The 18697-nt window shown below is 71.6% G+C and carries 16 protein-coding genes; 8 read left to right on the top strand and 8 right to left on the bottom strand.

The genetic code is table 11. The features are described from left to right. Positions 1 to 384: 384 nt before the first annotated feature. From ilvC to ABGB10_RS05805, 4 genes are all read right to left on the bottom strand, one after another. Complete coding sequence (gene ilvC / locus ABGB10_RS05790; protein ID WP_347659806.1) at positions 385 to 1398, bottom strand: ketol-acid reductoisomerase; 1014 nt, start codon at positions 1396 to 1398, stop codon at positions 385 to 387. Between the two features lie 91 nt (positions 1399 to 1489). Further along, the gene (ilvN, locus tag ABGB10_RS05795; protein ID WP_030337232.1) at positions 1490 to 2005 is read right to left on the bottom strand and encodes an acetolactate synthase small subunit; all 516 of its coding nucleotides are present in this window, start codon (positions 2003 to 2005) and stop codon (positions 1490 to 1492) included. A gap of 1 nt (position 2006) precedes the next feature. After that, positions 2007 to 3890, bottom strand: a complete 1884-nt coding sequence (locus ABGB10_RS05800; RefSeq protein WP_347659807.1) for an acetolactate synthase large subunit — start codon at positions 3888 to 3890, stop codon at positions 2007 to 2009. A 187-nt stretch (positions 3891 to 4077) separates the two neighbouring features. After that, a complete protein-coding gene (locus ABGB10_RS05805; RefSeq protein ID WP_347659808.1) occupies positions 4078 to 6450 on the bottom strand; it encodes an EAL domain-containing protein in 2373 nt (790 codons plus the stop codon). 111 nt (positions 6451 to 6561) lie between these two features. Here ABGB10_RS05805 and ilvD point away from each other — a divergent pair, with 111 nt between their 5' ends. Beyond that, positions 6562 to 8409 (top strand): dihydroxy-acid dehydratase, encoded by a 1848-nt coding sequence (gene ilvD / locus ABGB10_RS05810; RefSeq protein ID WP_347659809.1) that lies wholly within the window; start codon positions 6562 to 6564, stop codon positions 8407 to 8409. A 161-nt stretch (positions 8410 to 8570) separates the two neighbouring features. Next, positions 8571 to 9416: a hypothetical protein gene (locus ABGB10_RS05815; protein ID WP_347659810.1), complete on the top strand. Its 846-nt coding sequence runs from the start codon at positions 8571 to 8573 to the stop codon at positions 9414 to 9416. Between the two features lie 139 nt (positions 9417 to 9555). Here ABGB10_RS05815 and ABGB10_RS05820 read toward each other — a convergent pair whose 3' ends face one another. After that, positions 9556 to 10770: an ROK family transcriptional regulator gene (locus ABGB10_RS05820; RefSeq protein ID WP_347659811.1), complete on the bottom strand. Its 1215-nt coding sequence runs from the start codon at positions 10768 to 10770 to the stop codon at positions 9556 to 9558. Between the two features lie 163 nt (positions 10771 to 10933). Here ABGB10_RS05820 and ABGB10_RS05825 point away from each other — a divergent pair, with 163 nt between their 5' ends. From ABGB10_RS05825 to ABGB10_RS05850, 6 genes are read left to right on the top strand one after another with little or no spacing between them, the layout of a single operon-like run. After that, a complete protein-coding gene (locus ABGB10_RS05825; RefSeq protein ID WP_145785835.1) occupies positions 10934 to 11662 on the top strand; it encodes an amino acid ABC transporter ATP-binding protein in 729 nt (242 codons plus the stop codon). A gap of 19 nt (positions 11663 to 11681) precedes the next feature. Continuing rightward, positions 11682 to 12647 carry a glutamate ABC transporter substrate-binding protein gene (locus tag ABGB10_RS05830; protein ID WP_347659812.1) on the top strand — a complete coding sequence of 322 codons (966 nt, stop codon included), beginning with the start codon at positions 11682 to 11684 and terminating at the stop codon, positions 12645 to 12647. 16 nt (positions 12648 to 12663) lie between these two features. After that, positions 12664 to 13308 (top strand): amino acid ABC transporter permease, encoded by a 645-nt coding sequence (locus tag ABGB10_RS05835; protein ID WP_278144246.1) that lies wholly within the window; start codon positions 12664 to 12666, stop codon positions 13306 to 13308. Beyond that, positions 13305 to 14174 (top strand): amino acid ABC transporter permease, encoded by an 870-nt coding sequence (locus tag ABGB10_RS05840; protein ID WP_347659813.1) that lies wholly within the window; start codon positions 13305 to 13307, stop codon positions 14172 to 14174. Before ABGB10_RS05835 ends, ABGB10_RS05840 begins: the two co-directional genes overlap by 4 nt. Next, on the top strand, positions 14171 to 15232 hold the full coding sequence (locus tag ABGB10_RS05845; RefSeq protein WP_347659814.1) for an asparaginase: 1062 nt from the start codon (positions 14171 to 14173) through the stop codon (positions 15230 to 15232). Before ABGB10_RS05840 ends, ABGB10_RS05845 begins: the two co-directional genes overlap by 4 nt. Beyond that, positions 15229 to 15972, top strand: a complete 744-nt coding sequence (locus ABGB10_RS05850; RefSeq protein ID WP_347659815.1) for a copper homeostasis protein CutC — start codon at positions 15229 to 15231, stop codon at positions 15970 to 15972. The genes ABGB10_RS05845 and ABGB10_RS05850 overlap by 4 nt, the downstream gene beginning before the upstream one ends. Positions 15973 to 16088: 116 nt before the next feature. Here the strand turns inward: ABGB10_RS05850 and ABGB10_RS05855 are convergent, their stop codons facing one another. The 3 genes from ABGB10_RS05855 to ABGB10_RS05865 are packed head-to-tail and all read right to left on the bottom strand — an operon-like array spanning position 16089 to position 18654. After that, positions 16089 to 18116 carry a hypothetical protein gene (locus tag ABGB10_RS05855; RefSeq protein ID WP_347659816.1) on the bottom strand — a complete coding sequence of 676 codons (2028 nt, stop codon included), beginning with the start codon at positions 18114 to 18116 and terminating at the stop codon, positions 16089 to 16091. Further along, on the bottom strand, positions 18113 to 18364 hold the full coding sequence (locus tag ABGB10_RS05860) for a hypothetical protein (RefSeq protein ID WP_347659817.1): 252 nt from the start codon (positions 18362 to 18364) through the stop codon (positions 18113 to 18115). Before ABGB10_RS05860 ends, ABGB10_RS05855 begins: the two co-directional genes overlap by 4 nt. Next, the gene (locus ABGB10_RS05865) at positions 18361 to 18654 is read right to left on the bottom strand and encodes a DivIVA domain-containing protein (protein WP_347659818.1); all 294 of its coding nucleotides are present in this window, start codon (positions 18652 to 18654) and stop codon (positions 18361 to 18363) included. Before ABGB10_RS05865 ends, ABGB10_RS05860 begins: the two co-directional genes overlap by 4 nt. Positions 18655 to 18697 lie beyond the last annotated feature (43 nt).

Raw genomic sequence — 18697 nt, forward strand, 5'->3', positions numbered from 1 at the left:
TGTTCCGGTCTGCGGGGTGAGGGCCCTCACACGGCCGGTCGGGCGTTGGACATCGACCGTTCACCGGGCCGAAACGGTCCCGGCCACGAGACGTCCCACCCGCACCGGCCCACCCTCGGGTTCCCGCGCGCCCACGGGCCGGTCCGCTGGCGCGCCAACCACCGGCGCCATGATCTGCGCTACATCAGGGAAACTGCTGCCTCGAAGCAGCCTGAGGGCGCAATATCCCCGATGTTGCGCGGATCACGGGGCGCGGCGGGGCGGGGCGCGTCGAGCGCGGCGCGTCGAGCGGGGCGGGGCGGGGCGGGGCGGCAACATGGTCCGACGGCCCCGGGCGACGCTGGGGAGAGCGTCGGCCCGGGGCCGTCGGCGGAACCGAACAGGTCAGGCGGTCTCGGTGATCGGGCGGTCGACCCAGCTCATCATGCCGCGCAGCTTCTTGCCGGTCTCCTCGATCGGGTGCGCCGCACCCTCGGCCTGCCACTTCTTGAAGTTCGGCCGACCGGCCTCGTCCTCGGCGACCCACTCGCGGGCGAACTCGCCGGACTGGATCTCGCCGAGGATCTTGCGCATCTCGTCCTTGACCCGGGCGTCGACGATGCGCGGGCCACGGGACAGGTCGCCGTACTCGGCGGTGTCGGAGATGCTGTACCGCATCTTCGCGATGCCGCCCTCGTACATGAGGTCGACGATCAGCTTCAGCTCGTGCAGGCACTCGAAGTACGCGACCTCCGGGGCGTAGCCCGCCTCGGTGAGCACCTCGAAACCGGCCTGCACCAGGGCGGTCGCGCCGCCGGCGAGCACCGCCTGCTCGCCGAAGAGGTCGGTCTCGGTCTCCTCGGTGAAGGTGGTCTTGATCGCGCCGGCCCGGGTGCCGCCGATCGCCTTGGCGTACGCCAGGGCGAGCGCGAACGCGGTGCCGCTGGCGTCCTGCTCGACGGCGACCAGGACGGGCACGCCCTTGCCGTCGACGTACTGGCGACGCACCAGGTGACCGGGGCCCTTCGGCGCGACCATCGCCACGTCGACCTCCGCCGGGGGCTTGATCAGCCCGTAGCGGATGTTGAAACCGTGGCCGAAGAAGAGCGCCTTGCCCGCGGTGAGGTTCGGCTCGATCGACTCGGTGTAGAGCTTGCGCTGGGCGGTGTCCGGCGCGAGTACCATGATCACGTCGGCCTCGGCGGCGGCCTGCGCCGGCGTGAGCACCCGCAGGCCCTGTTCCTCGGCCTTGGGACGGCTCTTCGAGCCCTCCGGCAGACCGATCACCACGTCGACGCCCGAGTCGCGCAGCGACAGCGCGTGGGCGTGACCCTGGCTGCCGTAGCCGATCACCGCGACCTTCCTGGCCTGGATCAGGCCGAGGTCGGCGTTGTCGTCGTAGTACACCTCAACGCTCATGTGAAACTTCCCTTTCGTACGACGGCCGGGGCGGCCCGTCGTGGTCTGTGTGGTTGGGGTCCGGGAGGCCCGCCGGGGCCGACCGGTGGCGTCAGGCGGCCCGTAGCGCGGGACCGGCGGTGATCGAACGCGAGCCGCGCCCGATCGCCACCAGCCCGGACTGGACCATCTCCTTGATGCCGAAGGACTCGAGGTCGCGGAGCAGCGCATCGAGTTTGTCGGGAGTGCCGGTGGCCTCGATGGTCAGCGTGTCCGGTGCGACGTCGACCACCCGGGCGCGGAACAGGTTGACTGTCTCCAGCACCTGGGATCGCGCGGCCCGATCGGCGCGGACCTTCACCAGCAGCAACTCCCGGGCAACCGACACCTGAGGATCCAGCTCGACGATCTTCAGCACGTTGACCAGCTTGTTCAGCTGCTTGGTGACCTGCTCCAACGGGGACGACTCCGCGTTGACCACGATGGTGATCCGGGAGACGTCCGGGTTCTCGGTCTCGCCCACGGCGAGGCTGTCGATGTTGAACCCACGGCGGGAGAACAGGCCGGAGACCCGGGCGAGCACGCCGGGCTTGTTCTCCACGAGCACGGACAGGGTGTGCATGGTCATGTCAGATGTCATCCTCGTCGAAGACCGGGCGGACGCCGCGGGCGAACATGATCTCGTCGTTGCTGGTGCCGGCGGCGACCATCGGCCAGACCATCGCGTCCTTGCCGACCACGAAGTCGATCACCACGGGGGCGTCGTTGATCTCCATGGCGGCGGCGATGGTCTTGTCGACGTCGGCCGCGTTCTCGCAGCGCAGGCCGACGCAGCCCAACGCCTCGGCGAGCTTGACGAAGTCGGGAATGCGGTGCTTGTGCGTGCCCAGCTCGGTGTTGGAGTAGCGCTCGTTGTAGAAGAGCGTCTGCCACTGCCGCACCATGCCGAGGTTGCCGTTGTTGATCACGGCGATCTTGACCGGGATGCCCTCCAACGCGCAGGTGGCCAGCTCCTGGTTGGTCATCTGGAAGCAGCCGTCACCGTCCACCGCCCAGACCACCGTGTCCGGCTTGCCGACCTTCGCGCCCATCGCCGCCGGCACCGCGTAGCCCATCGTGCCGAGGCCGCCGGAGTTCAACCAGGTGTGCGGCTTCTCGTAGGAGATGAACTGGGACGCCCACATCTGGTGCTGGCCCACCCCGGCCACGAAGATCGTGTCGGGGCCGGCGATCTCGCCCAGGCGCTTGATCACGTACTGCGGGGAGAGCGTGCCGTCGGCCGGCTCGTCGTAGCCCAGCGGGTAGCGGTTGCGCAGGTCGTCCAGCTGGGTCCACCAGTCGGCCAGGTCGGTGCTGTGCCCCGCCGACCGCTCGGCCGTCACCGCGGCGATCAGCTCGTCGATGACGTGCTTGGCGTCTCCGACGATCGGCACGTCCACGTGCCGGTTCTTGCCGATCTCCGCCGGGTCGATGTCCGCGTGCACCACCGTCGCGTCCGGGGCGAACGAGTCCAGCTTGCCGGTGACCCGGTCGTCGAACCGCGCGCCCAGCGCCACGATCAGATCCGACTTCTGCAGGCCGTAGACCGCGGCGACCGTGCCGTGCATGCCGGGCATCCCCAGGTGCTGCCGGTGCGAGTCGGGGAACGCGCCGAGCGCCATCAGCGTGGTGACGACCGGGATTCCGGTCAGCTCGGCCAGCCGGCGCAGCCCGTCGGTGGCACCGGCCTTGAGCACCCCGCCGCCGACGTAGAGCACCGGTCGGCGAGCCCCGGCCATCAGCCGCGCCGCCTCCCGGATCTGCTTGCCGTGCGGGTGCAGCGTGGGCCGGTAGCCGGGCAGGTCCAGGGTGGGCGGCCAGGCGAAGGTGGTCGGCGCCTGGAGCACGTCCTTGGGGATGTCCACCAGCACCGGGCCGGGTCGCCCGCTGCTGGCCAGGTGGAACGCCTCGGCCAGCACCCGGGGGATCTCGTCGGCGGTCTGCACGAGGAAGTTGTGCTTGGTGATCGGCAGGGTGATGCCCTGGATGTCCGCCTCCTGGAAGGCGTCGGTGCCGATCGACGGACGGGCCACCTGCCCGGTGATCGCGACCATCGCCACCGAGTCCATGTACGCGTCGGCGATCGGGGTGACCAGGTTCGTCGCACCCGGGCCGGAGGTGGCGATGCAGACGCCGACCTTGCCGGTGGCCTGCGCGTACCCGGTCGCCGCGTGCCCGGCGCCCTGCTCGTGGCGCACCAGGATGTGCCGGACGGTGGAGTCGTAGAGCGGGTCGTACGCCGGCAGGATCGCGCCGCCCGGGATGCCGAAGACGACGTCGACGTCGAGCGCCTCGAGGGACCGCACGAGGGAGCCGGCCCCGGAGACCTGGGCCGGGGCGGAGGGCCGTACCGCCGGAACGGCCGGGGTCGCCGCGCTGCGCGCGGAGGCCGGGTCGACGTCGACGGTCGGGTCGGCGGCTGCGCGGGCCCGGCGGGCGGTGTGGGCGAGGGTCTCGGGCGTGGGTCTCGTCATGACGGTTCTGGCCTTCGGCTGGAGTGGCTGGTGGCTAGTCAAGCGTTGCGACACGGGCGGGGCCCGCCTCGCCAGGTTCCGATGGCAATAAAAACGGCCCTCGTGCAGATGCACGGGGCCAGCGCACTCTCATCAGGGAGAGTGCGCTCAGGTAAGTACTCGCAGCGACCGGTACGACGACATGCGGCTAAGCCTGACGCATCTCACGCGATGAGTCAACTGATCCCACATGTTGGTTAACGGAGTTCGGCGCGTCGGCTGGCGACGCGCCCTCGGCAGGCGTGCTGAGCTGCTTCGACCCAGCCGGATCCCGACGTGGCGCGGGCACCGGAGCAGGCCGTGCACCCGGTGAGGTTGCCGCCTCCAACATCGCCTCCAGGTGCTCGGCCGGCACCCCCCAGCCGAACAGGGCGCCCTGACCGAACCGGCAGCCGGCGGCCACCACGGCGGCCAACTCGGTCGGCGTGGTCACCCCCTCGGCGATCACCTCCAGCCCCAACTGGTGACCCAGTCGCATGACGATGTCGACCATCGGCGCGAACGCCGGGCCGTCCTGGTCGACCGGACGGACCGGCTCGTGCTCGGCGACCAGGCTGTGGTCGATCTTCAGGATGTCGATCGGAAGCCGACGCAACTGCCCCAGCGACGAGTAACCGGCCCCGAAGTCGTCCAGCGCGATCCGGACACCCGTCAACCGCAGCGCGGTCAGCCGCCGGATCAGCTCGTCCAGGTCGGTGGCGACCGCGTGCTCGGTGACCTCCAGCACCAGCCGCTGCGGCGGCACGTGGTGGGCGCGCAGCGCCTCGGCGACCTGGACCACGTACTCCGGGGCGTGCAGCTCACGCGGGGACACGTTGACCGACACCCAGACATCGTGCCCGTCCGCCAGCCACCGGGAGAGCTGGTAGCAGGCCTGGTGCAGCACCCAGGCACCGAGTGGGGCGATCATCCCGCACTCCTCGGCGAGCGGGATGAACTCGTCCGGACGGACGTTGCCCAGGTCGGGGTGGTGCCAGCGGAGCAGGGCCTCCGCACCGACCGGCCGCACCGACGGCAGTGACGCCACCGGCTGGAAAGCCAACCGCAGCTCGTCGCGGTCGATCGCGCCGCGCAGCTCGTGTTCCACCGCGGTGCGCCGCCGCAGGAACTGGTCGTAGGCGGCGTCGTACCGCTCGATGCGGTTCTTGCCGCGCTGCTTCGCGTAGCGCAGGGCCAGGTCGGCGTGGCGCAGCAGCAACTCCACGTCCGGTTCACCGGCCCAACCGGCCACCCCGATGCTGACCGACAGGAAGACCGGCCCCTCCGGCTCGTCGTACGGCCGGTTGAGCACCCCGAGCAACCGTTCGGCGACCCGGTCCGCCTCGGCCGGCCGGCCCTGCATGAGTACGGCGAACTCGTCGCCGCCCAGCCGGGCGGCCACGTCGCCGGGGCGCAGGTTGACACGCAGTCGCCGGCCCACCTCGGCCAGCACCGCGTCGCCCACGTCGTGGCCACGCATGTCGTTGACGTTCTTGAAGCCGTCCAGGTCGAGGCCGAGCAGGACGCGGGGGGTGCCCGTAGCGGCGCTGTCGTGCAGTGCGCGGAGCAGGCCACGTCGGTTGGCCAACGACGTCAACGGGTCGGTGTGCGCCAGCTCACGAAAGTGCGCCTCCCGCTCGGCCAGGCGGTCCGCGTACCCCCGAACGTCACGGAGGGTGAGGTACTGGCGTGCCACCAGGGCGAAGCCCTCCACGCTGCCGGCCACGATGCCCGCCGCGGTGAACCGGCCGTCCTGGGCGAGGTGGTACATCGCCGAGGCGGCCATCGCCAGCATCGGGGCGATGGCGTACTCGCCGTCGCGACCGATCAGGTCCAACTCGACCTGCCCCGGCCGGTCGGCCCGGTGCACCGCGAACGCGACGGTCAGCAGGCCGGCGGCGAGCACCGCCGCACCGGTCAGGGCCATCGTCGGCCCGGCCTCGCAGAGCCCGGCACTGAGGCCCAGCCCGCCGCAGGTCACCGCGGTGATGCCGGCGCTCAGCGCGGCGAGCCGCCGACGTGGGCTCGCGGCCCGGAAGACCACGATCACGGCCAGCCCGGCCGCGAGCGCGGCGCTCACCGTGGTGACCAGGATCGCCGGGCAGGCCATCGGGGTGGCGGCGCCGAGCAACCGGGTGGGCTCGGAGAAGAGCACCCAGCCGACGAACCACAGCGCGGCGGCCATGACCAACCCGTCCAGGGCGAGTCGGGCCGTCCCCGTCGCGGTCGCGGCCACCCCCGGCAGCCGGAGCAGGCCGGCGGCGAAGACCAGCCCGCTCACCGCGGTGCCGATCGCCACCACGGTCGCCCACCCCGTGCGCTGCCCCTGCTGGTGGGCCCAGTGTTCGTTCGCGGTGAGCGCGGCGAGGACCCCGACCAGCAGGCTGAGCAGCGCTCCCCCGGCGGCGGCGGCGAGCAGCACGTGTGCCGGCCGGCGCGGCCCGGTGCGCCGCCGGGCGATCACGGTCAGCAGCCCGGTGGCCGCGGCGGCGACGAGCCCGCTGAGCACCGCGACAGCGACCATGCCCGGGGGGAATTGCACGCCCCCAAGAGTGCCGGATGCGCGCACGCCGTGGGGGACTGGGTGTGCATCTGTTGGGACACGGCACCCACCGGGGAGGGCCGGCGCGGCGGCGGTGTCATGCTGGTATGCATGCCTGAGCTGCGGTCGAGGACTTCCACACACGGACGGACGATGGCCGGCGCCCGGGCCCTCTGGCGGGCCACCGGGATGACCGACGACGATTTCGGCAAGCCGATCGTCGCCATCGCCAACAGTTTCACCCAGTTCGTGCCTGGTCACGTACACCTCAAGGACATGGGTGGCCTGGTCGCCGACGCGGTCGCCGAGGCCGGCGGGGTGGGCCGGGAGTTCAACACCATCGCCGTCGACGACGGCATCGCGATGGGCCACGGCGGCATGCTCTACTCGCTGCCCAGCCGGGAGCTGATCGCCGACGCGGTCGAATACATGGTCAACGCGCACTGCGCGGACGCCCTGGTCTGCATCTCCAACTGCGACAAGATCACCCCCGGGATGCTGCTGGCCGCGCTGCGGCTCAACATCCCGACCGTCTTCGTCTCCGGCGGCCCGATGGAGGCCGGCAAGACGATGGCGATCGAGGGCGTCGTGCACAGCAAGATCGACCTGATCGACGCGATGATCGCCTCGTCGAACGAGACGGTCACCGACGAGCAGCTCGGCGAGATCGAACGCTCCGCCTGCCCGACCTGCGGCTCGTGCTCCGGCATGTTCACCGCCAACTCGATGAACTGCCTCACCGAGGCGATCGGGCTGGCGCTGCCCGGCAACGGCTCGACGCTTGCCACCCACGCCGCACGTCGGTCGCTCTTCGTCGAGGCCGGCCGCACCGTCGTGGACATCGCCAAGCGGTGGTACGACGGCGACGACGACTCCGTGCTGCCGCGTACGGTCGCCTCCAAGGCCGCCTTCGAGAACGCGGTCGCCCTGGACGTGGCGATGGGCGGCTCCACCAACACCGTGCTGCACCTGCTCGCCGCCGCCCGGGAGGCGGAGATGGACTTCGGTGTCGCCGACATCGACGCGATCTCCCGGCGGGTGCCGTGCCTGGCCAAGGTCGCACCCAACTCCCCGAATTACCACATGGAGGACGTGCACCGGGCCGGCGGCATCCCCGCGATCCTCGGCGAACTGGACCGGGCCGGGCAGCTCAACCGGGACGTGCACGCCGTGCACTCCCCCTCGCTGGCGCAGTGGCTGACCGACTGGGACGTGCGCGGCGGCTCGCCGACACCGACGGCGGTCGAGCTTTTCCACGCCGCGCCGGGCGGGGTGCGTACCGTCGAGCCGTTCTCCACCACCAACCGGTGGTCGTCGCTGGACACCGATGCGGCCGGTGGCTGCATCCGGGACCGCGAACACGCCTACTCGGCGGACGGCGGGCTGGCCATCCTGCACGGCAACCTGGCGCCGGACGGCAGCGTGGTGAAGACCGCCGGTGTGCCGGACGACTGCCTGACCTTCCGTGGTCCGGCGAAGGTCTACGAGTCGCAGGACGACGCGGTGACCGCGATCCTCGCCAAGCAGGTCGTCGCGGGAGACGTCGTGGTCATCCGGTACGAGGGCCCCAAGGGCGGCCCCGGTATGCAGGAGATGCTCTACCCCACCTCGTTCCTGAAGGGACGCGGGCTGGGCCGCTCCTGCGCGCTGCTCACCGACGGCCGCTTCTCCGGCGGCACCTCCGGGCTCTCCATCGGGCACGTCTCCCCCGAGGCGGCCTCCGGTGGGCTGATCGCCCTGGTCCGCGACGGCGACGAGATCGTCATCGACATCCCGAGCCGGTCGATCTCGCTCAACGTGCCGGAGGACGAGCTGGAGGCCCGCCGGGTGGCGGAGGAGAAGCGCGACAAGCCGTACACCCCGACCGACCGGCAGCGTCCGGTGTCGGCGGCGCTGCGCGCGTACGCCTCGATGGCCACCTCGGCCAGCGACGGCGCCTACCGCCGCGTCCCGGAGTAACCGCCGCCCGCTGATTGACGGCTCGCCGATATTGGGGTGTCTCACTGGCTCTGACACTCAGATATCGGCGAAACGCGGTCCCCGGATGTCGGTGGTGTGGGCTAGCGTGTCGTCGATCAATTCGGGGAGAGCCCGGATTCCTGCGGGGAAGAGGCGTGCACGTGTCGTTTGGTAAGAAGTCCGTGGCGGTTGCGGTCTCGGCGCTCACCGCGCTCGCTGTCTCCGCGTGCGGCACGACGTCCGGTGGGTCCGGCGGGTCCAACGCGCCCAAGCAGCCCAGCGTCCTGGAGCTGCTGGCCAGTGATCTGAAGGGGTCACTGCAGAAGACCGCCGAGGCCACCGACAAGAGTGACTCGGTGACCGTGGCGATGACGGGCACGGCGGGCGGCGAGAAGGTCGAGATGCGCGGCGTCCTGGACCTCGGCGACCCGGTCAAGGCCGAGATGACGACGACGGACCCGGAGGGCGGCTCGATCGTCGTCCGGATGATCGGCGCGGTCATCTACGTCGAGATTCCGGCCGAGGACCGCTCCAGCATGGACGGCAAGCGCTGGATGAAGATGGACCTGAGCGAAGCCGGCAAGCAGGCCGGGATGAACTTCGGCAAGCAGTTCGAGGACATCGACCCGATCAAGCAGGTCAAGACGCTGCTCGCCACCGAGGGCACGAAGGTGGTCGGGCAGGAGACGGTGAACGGGGCGGCCACCGTCCACTACACCGTCACCACCCCGATGGCGACCTACCTTGAGCAGATCGACGCGAAGCTGCGGGCGGGCGTCGAGCAGCAGATGACCAAGATGGGCGTCAAGGAGATCACCACCGACCTGTGGGTCGACGAGCAGTACCGGCCCCGCCGGGCCGCCCTGAAGATGGGGCCGTTGGGTGACCTGGTGATGGACTACACCGACTACGGCAAGGCGGTGACGGTCGAGACGCCGCCGACGGCGGAGACCCTCGACTTCGCCGAGATGCTCAAGGGTCTGCAGGGCCTGACCGCCAGCAACTGACCAGTTCCGTGTTCGGGCGGGCTCGGCGTGACGCCGGGCCCGCCCGTCCCGTTCCCAGTGCCACCCGGCCCGCGTGGCGACCCTCCCGGCCGGGTCTGGCCGGCCGCGCCGGGCAGCACCACGAAGGGATGGAGCGGGGTCAGCTGGCGGACACCACGTGGTCGATGACCAGGTGGGCGGCGCCGGTGATGCCGATGTCCTGGCTGGTGGCGACCCGCTCGATGAGCAGCGTCTGGGTGGCCAGCGGCAGGCACCGCTCGTAGAGGGTGGCCCGCATGCTGGCCAGCAGCGGCTCGCAGTCGGCGAGCCGACCGCCGATGGCGACCACCTGCGGGTTGAAGAAGTTGACCACGACGGCGAGGATCTCGCCGATGGCCCGGCCGGCCTTGCGGGCGAGCGCTGTGGCGTGCCGGTCGCCGTCGTCGATCAGGCGGAGCACGCCGGTCAGGTCGGAGACCGACACGCCCTGGTCGCGTAACGCGGTGACCAGGGCCGCGCCGCTGGCCACCGCCTCCAGGCAGCCGGCGTTGCCGCAGCTGCACAACGGCGCGGGGTCAGCCACCACCCGGCAGTGGCTGATGTCCCCGGCCGATCCCTGGGCACCGCGGTGCAACCGTCCACTGGAGATCACCCCGGAGCCGATCCCGGTACCGGCCTTGATGTAGACGGCATGGTCCAACTCGGGGTGTGCCATACGGTGCGCGCCGAGCGCCATCAGGTTGGCGTCGTTGTCCACGATGACCGGCACGTCGACCCGGTCGGCACAGAATGCGGCGACGTCGAACCCGTTCCAGCCGGGCATCCGGGACGGGCTGACGACCCGTCCGGTGGCGTGCTGCACCGGACCGGGAATGCCGATGCCGACGCCCCGCAGCGCGCCCGCGGCGCCGTCCGCCGTCGTCGACCCGGTCGCCGACGAGGCGGTGCCGGCGGCCGTCGGGTCACCGGGCGCGGCGGCCAACGCCGCGACCTCGGCCAGCAGGGTGCCGAGCACCGCTTCCGGGCCGTCCTCGATGCGTACCGGCAGGGTGCGGCCCTGGACCACCCGCCCGGAGAGATCCAGTGTGCCGATGCGCGCGTGGTGGGCGCCGAGGTCGATGGCACCGACCACGGCACCGCCGGTGGGTACGGCGAGCTGGCGCGGTCGTCGCCCGCCCCGGGAACGCCCGGCGCCGGCCTCTTCCAGCAAACCCTGGTTGATCAACGCCTCGACCCGCTGGGAGACCGTCGAGGGCGAGAGCCCGGAGAGCCGGGACAGGTCGGCGCGACTGACGGCGGCTCCGGTGGCCACCCACCGCAGCAGCTCCCGGGGACCACCCCGGAGGGCCTCGCGTGGCGCGTCGTCAATCGTCACGTCAGGTTCTTAGCATCCGCAGTTCGTTCAAGCAACTGGTTGACTTAGTTTGTTGGCTACCTTTAGATGGCGCTGTTGATTCGATGTCAAGCCGACTTAGTTCGGTTGTCGGAGAAAGTGGGGCCGTCTGGTGGCACCGGAGACGACAGGTGCGGACCGACCGATGGTGTCGGTACGCGGCCTGCACAAGTGGTTCGGTCCGCTGCACGTGCTCAAGGACATCGACCTCACGGTGGCCGCCGGCGAGGTGGTCGTCGTGGTGGGGCCGTCCGGCTCCGGCAAGTCGACCCTGTGCCGCTGCCTCAACCGGTTGGAGACGGCCGGGCAGGGCAGCATCGAGATCGACGGTGAGCCGCTGCCGGCCGAGGGCCGAGCGCTGGCCCGGCTGCGCGCCGACGTCGGCATGGTCTTCCAGTCCTTCAACCTCTTCGGGCACAAGACGGTGCTGGACAACGTCACCCTCGGCCCCACCCGGGTCCGCAGGATCGCCCGTCCCGAGGCGCGTCAGCAGGCGATGGCCCTGCTGGAACGCGTCGGGATCGCCGACAAGGCGAACCACCACCCGGCCCAACTCTCCGGTGGACAGCAGCAGCGGGCCGCGATCGCCCGGGCCCTCGCGATGCAACCGAAGGTGCTGCTCTTCGACGAGCCGACCTCGGCGCTCGACCCGGAGATGGTCAACGAGGTGCTCGACGTGATGGTCTCCCTCGCCAGCGAGGGGATGACCATGATCGTGGTCACCCACGAGATGGGCTTCGCCCGCCGCGCCGCCGACCGGGTCGTCTTCATGGACGACGGCCGCATCGTCGAATCCGGCGCCCCCGACGAATTCTTCGCGGCTCCGCGCACCGAGCGGGCCCGCGACTTCCTTTCCAAGATCCTCCAGCACTAGCCCCCAACGGGAGGGTGTCATGTCAATCCTCAAGATGAGCTTCACCGGGCGGCGCTCGCTCGCCCTCACCGCCACCGCCGTGGCGGTGGCCCTCGCCGCCACCGGCTGCGGCGGTGACAGCGGCGGCGCACCGACGCTGCCGGGCAACCCCGGCCTGGGTGGCGACGGCGTGGTCGCCCAGTCGGTGTACGACGCCGCCCCGGTCGCCACCGACGCGGACATCCCGGCCGGCTCGACCATGGACGCGATCCGCAAGCGCGGCTACCTGAACATCGGCGGATCCCTGGACGCGCCACTGCTCGCCCAGCAGAACCCGGTCAGCGGCACCATCGAGGGCTTCGACGCCGACATGGCGAAGCTGCTGGCGAAGTACATCATCGGCAAGCCCGAGGTGAAGACGACGACCATCGGCACCCAGACCCGGGAGGCCATGCTCCAGGCCAAGTCGGTCGACGCCGTCTTCCAGACGTACACGATCACCCCGCAGCGGGCCACCCAGGTCGCGTTCGCCGGCCCGTACCTCACCTCCGGCCTCGCGGTCGGGGTCCGCAAGGACGACACCTCGATCAAGAGCGTCAAGGACCTCGCCGGCAAGACCGTCATCGTCGGAGCGAACACCCCGGCGGTCACCGCGCTGCCCTCGGCCGCTCCCGGCTCGAAGCAGATCGCGTTCGGCACCGACCCGCAGGCGTTGCAGGCGCTGCTGCAGAAGCGCGGCGACGCGTACGTGCAGGACTTCACGCTGCTCGCCTCGGGCGCCAGGGCCAACCCGGGCATGAAGGTGGTCGGCGAGCCGTTCACCACCGAGTCGTACGGCATCGGCCTCAACAAAGAGGACACGCAGTTCAAGGAGTTCGTCAACAACTGGCTGAAGAAGATCCAGGCCGACGGCACCTGGGCGAAGGTCTGGGAGGGCACCCTCGGCTCGGTGGTGGAGGGCGGCGCGCCCACCCCGCCCGCCCTGGGTTCCGCCGACGGTTCCTGAGAATCCTCCCGTACCGATGGACGCCCTCACCGCCCACCTGAGCGAGCTCGGCCACGGCCTGGTCACGACTGTCGAACTGACCGTCGTGACCACCGTCGGCGCGATGCTGCTGGGCATCGTCGTCGCCACCCTGCGGATCGCACCCGTCCCGCTGCTGCGCGCCATCGGCACGGCGTACGTCGAGGTGTTCCAGAACCTGCCGCTGCTGGCTCTGCTGGTGCTCTTCGTCTTCGCCCTGCCGACCATCGGCATCACGTTCCCGCTGTTCACCTCCGCCGCGATCGTCATCGCCGTGTACGAGGGGGCGTACCTGGCCGAGGCGATCCGCGCGGGGATCAACACGGTCGGGGTCGGCCAGGCCGAGGCGGCCCGCGCCATCGGGTTGACCTTCGGGCAGTCCCTGCGGCACGTGATCCTGCCGCAGGGACTGCGGGCGGTGATCCAGCCGATCGGCAACATCTGCATCGCGTTGCTGATGAACACCTCGCTGGCCGCCGCCGTCGGAGTGGTCGAACTGACCCAGGCGGCCAACAACGTGAACCTGGTCGAGGCCCAACCGATCGCCGTCTTCACCGGCGCGGGCCTCGCCTACATGCTGCTGGCGCTGATCATCGGTCAGGTCACCGGCCTGCTCGAACGAAGGCTGGCGATCGTCCGATGAACAAGACGCAACAGATCCTCTTCGACGAACCCGGCCCGCGCGCCCAGCGGCGGATCCGGATCGCCACAGTGGTGGGTGCCGTCCTCCTGGTGGCCGCCGCCGTGGCGGCCGTGTACCAGTTCGCCAGTCACGGCGAGTTGGCCGCCGCCCGGTGGGAGCCGTTCACCACCTGGCCGATCTGGCGGTACCTGCTCAACGGCCTCTGGGCCACCGTGCGGGCCGCCGCCGCGACCGCCGTGCTCAGCGCCGCGCTCGGGTTGCTGCTGGCGCTCGGACGCCTCTCCACGCACCGACCGTTGCGCTGGCTGGCCGGCGCGTACGTGGAGGTCTTCCGGACCGTTCCCACCCTGCTGCTCATCTACGTGACGCTGTTCGCCCTGCCGCAGTACGGGATGAACTTCCCGCTCTTCTGGAAGCTCGTGGTGCCGCTGGTGGTGTCCAACTCGGCGGCGTTCGCGGAGATCTTCCGGTCCGGCATCCTGGCCCTGGACCGTGGACAGACCGAGGCCGGCCTCGCCGTCGGGCTGCGCCGTGGACAGGTGATGGCACTGGTGGTCCTGCCCCAGGCGCTGCTCCAACTCACGCCGTCCCTGGTCAGCCAACTGGTCGGCCTGCTCAAGGACACCTCGCTCGGCTTCGTGGTCAGCTACACCGAGCTGCTGTACAGCGGGCAGGTGCTCTCGTCGTACACCCATCTGCTGATCCAGACGTTCCTGGTGGTGGCGCTGATCTACCTCGCGGTCAACGCCTCGCTGTCGAAGTTCGCCCGCGTACTCCAGGCCCGTAACGGCCGCTTCGGCGGCCGGCGCGGAGGACGCGACGCCGACCTGCCCCCGCCGCTCATCGAAGGGACCACCCCGCGGTGACCATCTTCCGTTACGCCGAACTGGCTCGGGTCGTCCGCAACGGCTTCGTCGAGAGCCGGCACTACGGCAGCGTCGTGGTGCTCGCACCGGACGGCGAGGTCGTCCTCGCCGCCGGCGTACCCGACGAGCCGGTGCTCCCCCGCTCCACCCTGAAGCCGGTGCAGGCACTGGCCTGCCGGGTCGCGGCAGGTGACGAGCTGACCGGCGCGGCGCTGGCGCTCGCCGCCGGCAGCCACACCGGCGACGACCGGCACGTCGAGGTGGTCTGGGCGATGCTGGCCGGCGTCGGTCTGACCGAGGACGCGCTCGGCTGCCCGGTGGACTGGCCGGAGGACGAACCGACCCGGGAGCGGCTGATCCGCGCCGGCGGGCAGCGCGACCGGATCCGGATGAACTGCTCCGGGAAGCACGCCGCGATGCTTGTCGCCTCCGTCGCCCGGTCCTGGAGCACCCACGACTACCTCGACCCGGAGCACCCGCTGCAGCGGGAGACCGCCGCCGCCGTCGCCCGGCTGGCCGGAACGCCGATCGCGCACCACGCCGTCGACGGTTGCGGCGCACCCCTGTTCGGCCTGCCGCTGACCGGCCTTGCCCGCACGTTCCAGGCGTTGGTCACCGCACCCGACGACAGCGACGAGGCGCTGGTCGCGCAGGCCATGCGCCAATACCCGGAGTACGTGGGCGGCTGGCACGGGCACCCGAACACCGACCTGATGCGGGCGCTGCCCGGCGTCCTGGCCAAGGGCGGGGCCGAGGGCGTGCTCGGGGTGGCCGCCCCGGACGGTCACGCCGTCGCGGTGAAGGTGGTCGACGGTTCACCCCGAGCCACCACCGCCATCGCGCTCGCCGCCCTCGACGCCGTTGGCGTACCGGTGGGCGGAGCCGACGCGCTGCGCCAGGTGCCGGTGCTCGGCGGCGGCGAACCGGTCGGCGCCGTCACGGCCGTCATCGATTGGACCGCGGCCCCGTCTCGCACCAAAGCGGCATCGTCTCGCACCGAAGCGGCGTCGTCTCGCACCGAAGCGGCGTCGTCTCGCACCGAAAAGGAAGAGTCATGAGCACATTCGAGATCTGCATCGACAGCGTCGAGGGGGCGGTCGCCTCCGAGGAGGCCGGCGCCGACCGGGTGGAGCTGTGCTCCGCGCTCTTCGACGGTGGACTGACCCCCAGCCTGGGCACCATCGAGACGACCCTGCGCGCCGTCACCCGGATCCGGGTGCACGTGATCGTCCGGCCCCGGGCCGGTGACTTCATCTACTCGCCGTTCGAGATCGAGGCGATGGAGCGGGACGTGCGGGCCGCCGTCGCGGCCGGCGCGCACGGCATCGTGATCGGCGCGCTGACCGCCGAGGGCGACGTCGACGTACCGACCACCCGCCGGTTGATCGCCGCCGCCGGTGACGCCAGCATCACCTTCCACCGCGCCTTCGACATGACCCGCGACCCGTACGCGGCGTTGGAGCAGCTGATCGAGCTGGGCGTGCACCGGGTGCTCACCTCGGGCCAGGAGGTCAGCGTGCTGGAGGGTGCCCCGCTCATCGCCGAGCTGGTGCGCCGAGCCGCCGGTCGGATCGTCATCATGCCCGGTGGTGGCATCACCCCGCGCAACATCACCCGGATCGTCGAGGCGACGGGCGCCGACGAGTACCACTTCGCGGCACTGGTCAGCTCGGACAGCCCGGCCGTGCACCGCAACCCGGCACCGCTGATGGGCGGCAGCCTGAACCGGCCCGAGTACGAGCGCTCCGGCACCTCTGGTGCCCTGGTCGGCCAGGTGCTCGCCGCCGCCCGCGCCTGACCCTGCCGGATCGCGCCCCGGGCGTGCTGATCGTGCTCGAACATGGAAGTAGTGGCCTCCCCCAACTGGGGAGGCCACTACTTCATGGATCGAGCACGATCATGGGACCCCAACCCTCACGTCAGACGGAGATCGCGCAGGTCCGGGCCTTCGGCGAGGAGGCGTACGCCGTCGTCGTCGTGTCGGTGCACGGCGCAGCCGGCGCGGGTGAAGCGCACGGTGACCGCCTGCCCGGCGTGCTGGGCGGCGAGCCGCAGCAGGTCCGGCTCGGGGTCGGCGACGCTGCCGCACGGCCCGGACCGGGGCACCGGGATGGCGACCGCCGGGTCGGTCGGGGCGGCGCTGGCGACGGCGTCGATCAGGCATTCGCGGCACCAGGCGAGAGCGGCGGTCAGGCTCGGCCGGTACGGCAGGTCGTCGCGGCTCACCGGCGCGTCGCGGGGCTTCACCTCGACCGACCAGCGCAGGCCGTCGGCCAGCAACGGGTCACCGGCGTTGTGCCGCAGGTCGAGAACACCCACCACGAGGGCCAGGTCGAGACCGAGGGCAAGGCGCAGCAACTCGGCGAGCGGTGGTGCGTCGGGCGGCCCCACCGCCACGATCAGGCGACCGGCGGCCGTGCCCCGTCCGGCGCTGCGTACGTGCTCCCCCACCGGGTCGGCACCGGCCCAGGGCAGGGTGACGTACCCCTCGCGCAGGTCCCTGCCGATCTCGTGCCCGCCGTCGGCGTCGGCGAGGTCCTCGGGTCGCGCGCCGAGAACAGCAGCCCAGGAGGTGAGTCGGTAACGGTCGGGAAGTCGCACCACGGGCCGGCCGTTGGGCTGGGTGGCGACCAGCGGGGCGACCTCGGGCGTGCCGGCCTGCCAGGCCAGGTGCACCACCCGGTGCCGCAGGTCGGTGACGGTGACCAGCACGGCCTGGTGCAGGCGGTGCGTGTCGCCGCAGGTGAAGCAGCGCAGCGCCGACGGGCGCAGGCCGGCCCCGGAGCAGTGCGGGCAGCCCGAGTCGGCGGGACGCCCGCCGAGCCGGCACTCGCAGGCGCGCAACCGGCTCTGCGGTCGGCAGTCCGGGCAGGGCCGCCAGCCGACGGGCTCACCCAGCCAGGGCGGGTCGGGTGGTTCGTAGCCACGGGTCACCGGCACCTGCACGCGGCGGACCACCTGGCCGGTGGGCTGCTCGGCGAGGATCTCCACCGGCTCGCCGGGGCGCAACGTGGTGTGCCACCAGCGGCCGTGCCGCCAGAGGGCCTGCGCGCCGGGCAGGTCGTCGCCGCCGGCCGGGTCGACACAGTCGGCGAGGACGCGGCGTTCGAGCTGGTCGACGTCCACGCTCGGGGCGACGGGTGAGCGCGGCGCGTCGGGGCGCAGCAACCGGGCGGGAGCGGCCAGGCCACGCTCGGCGAGGCCGGTGAGTGCGGTGGCCACGTCGGTCCGGGCCAACGCCTCCGGCAGGTCCCGGCACGAGCCGGGTGTGCCGGCTGGCACCGGGGAGCCAGGCACCTCGTACCGGATCGCCCAGCCGAACCCCGCGCCCTGCCGGCGGGCCTCGACGACCAGGTCGAGCAGGAGCAGGTCGGCCAGCGCGCAGAGCCGGACCAGTAGGTCGGCCGGGTCGACCGCGGGCGTTGCGGTCGATCGGCCCAGCACCAACCGCCAGGCTGCGTGGTCGGCCCGCAGGAGGGCCTGGGCCTCCAACTCGTGCCGTTGCGTCGTGGGCAGGTCGGGTCGCCACTCATTGGTCAGCCACAGCGACGGCGCGTCGGCTTCGGCCACGACCGCGCCGACGGTGGCGGCGAGTTCGCGTACCCGGGAAGCAAGGTCGACCACCCAGTTTCCCGCCGGGTCGCGGTGGGGGTCGAGGCCGCCGGGCACGACCTGGTGGGACGCGACCGCGCCGGTGTCCAGGTTGGCGACGGTGACCACGAGCTGCGCCCGCCGCCGGCCGCGCCGACCACAGCGATAACAGGGGTACGCGACGCGGCCCGAGCCGCGACACTGCTCGCAGCTCCGGTACGCCTCCCGAGGTGGCCCGGGCACGTCGGCCTCGGCGAGAAACCGGTCGCCGTAGGTGGTGCACCGGCACGGGTCCAGGGTGAAGGTCATCCCGTCGCAGTCGGGGCAGGTCACCACGGGTACGGCGGTCACCGGCACCGCCGGCCCGCGCAGTCACCGTCGTGCTCGACGCGCCGCACGCAGCGCCGGCCGCCGTCGAGCGGTAGGTCGCAGAACACCCGATGGCGTACGCCCTGGGCGTCCTCGGCGGACACCGTGGTCTCGCCCGCGTCCACCTCGGACAGGAAGCTCAGCGAGCGGGCCAGGGTCCCGGCGAAGTGCTGGGCGGCCGGCAGGTCGGCGGCGGTGAACGGCAGGTGCGCCACCCACCGGGCGCTCACCGGCGGGCCGCCAGATCCTCGCGGGCCCGCCGCGACTGCCAACACTTCAAGGCGTCCTTGATCCGCTCGGTCTCCCGGCGACTGCTGCCCAGTGCCGCGTACACCTCGGCCATATCGTCGGCGACCCGGTCGAGGAACTCGGCGACCTCCACGGCGTCCACGCCACGCCGGCCGCGTCGGGTGAACCGGCGCTCGCGAACCTGCCAGGGCTTCAGGGGTACGTAGTTGGCCGCCCGATAGGGCGCCGGCCGGGGCGGCTCGGCCCGGAGATGACGGAGAAACGCGCGCACGACGCAGCACCACCCTTCCTCGCATTTGGTCGACGTCCACCGG

The sequence above is a fragment of the Micromonospora sp. B9E7 genome, from assembly GCF_039871815.1.
Classification (GTDB): Bacteria; Actinomycetota; Actinomycetes; order Mycobacteriales; family Micromonosporaceae; genus Micromonospora.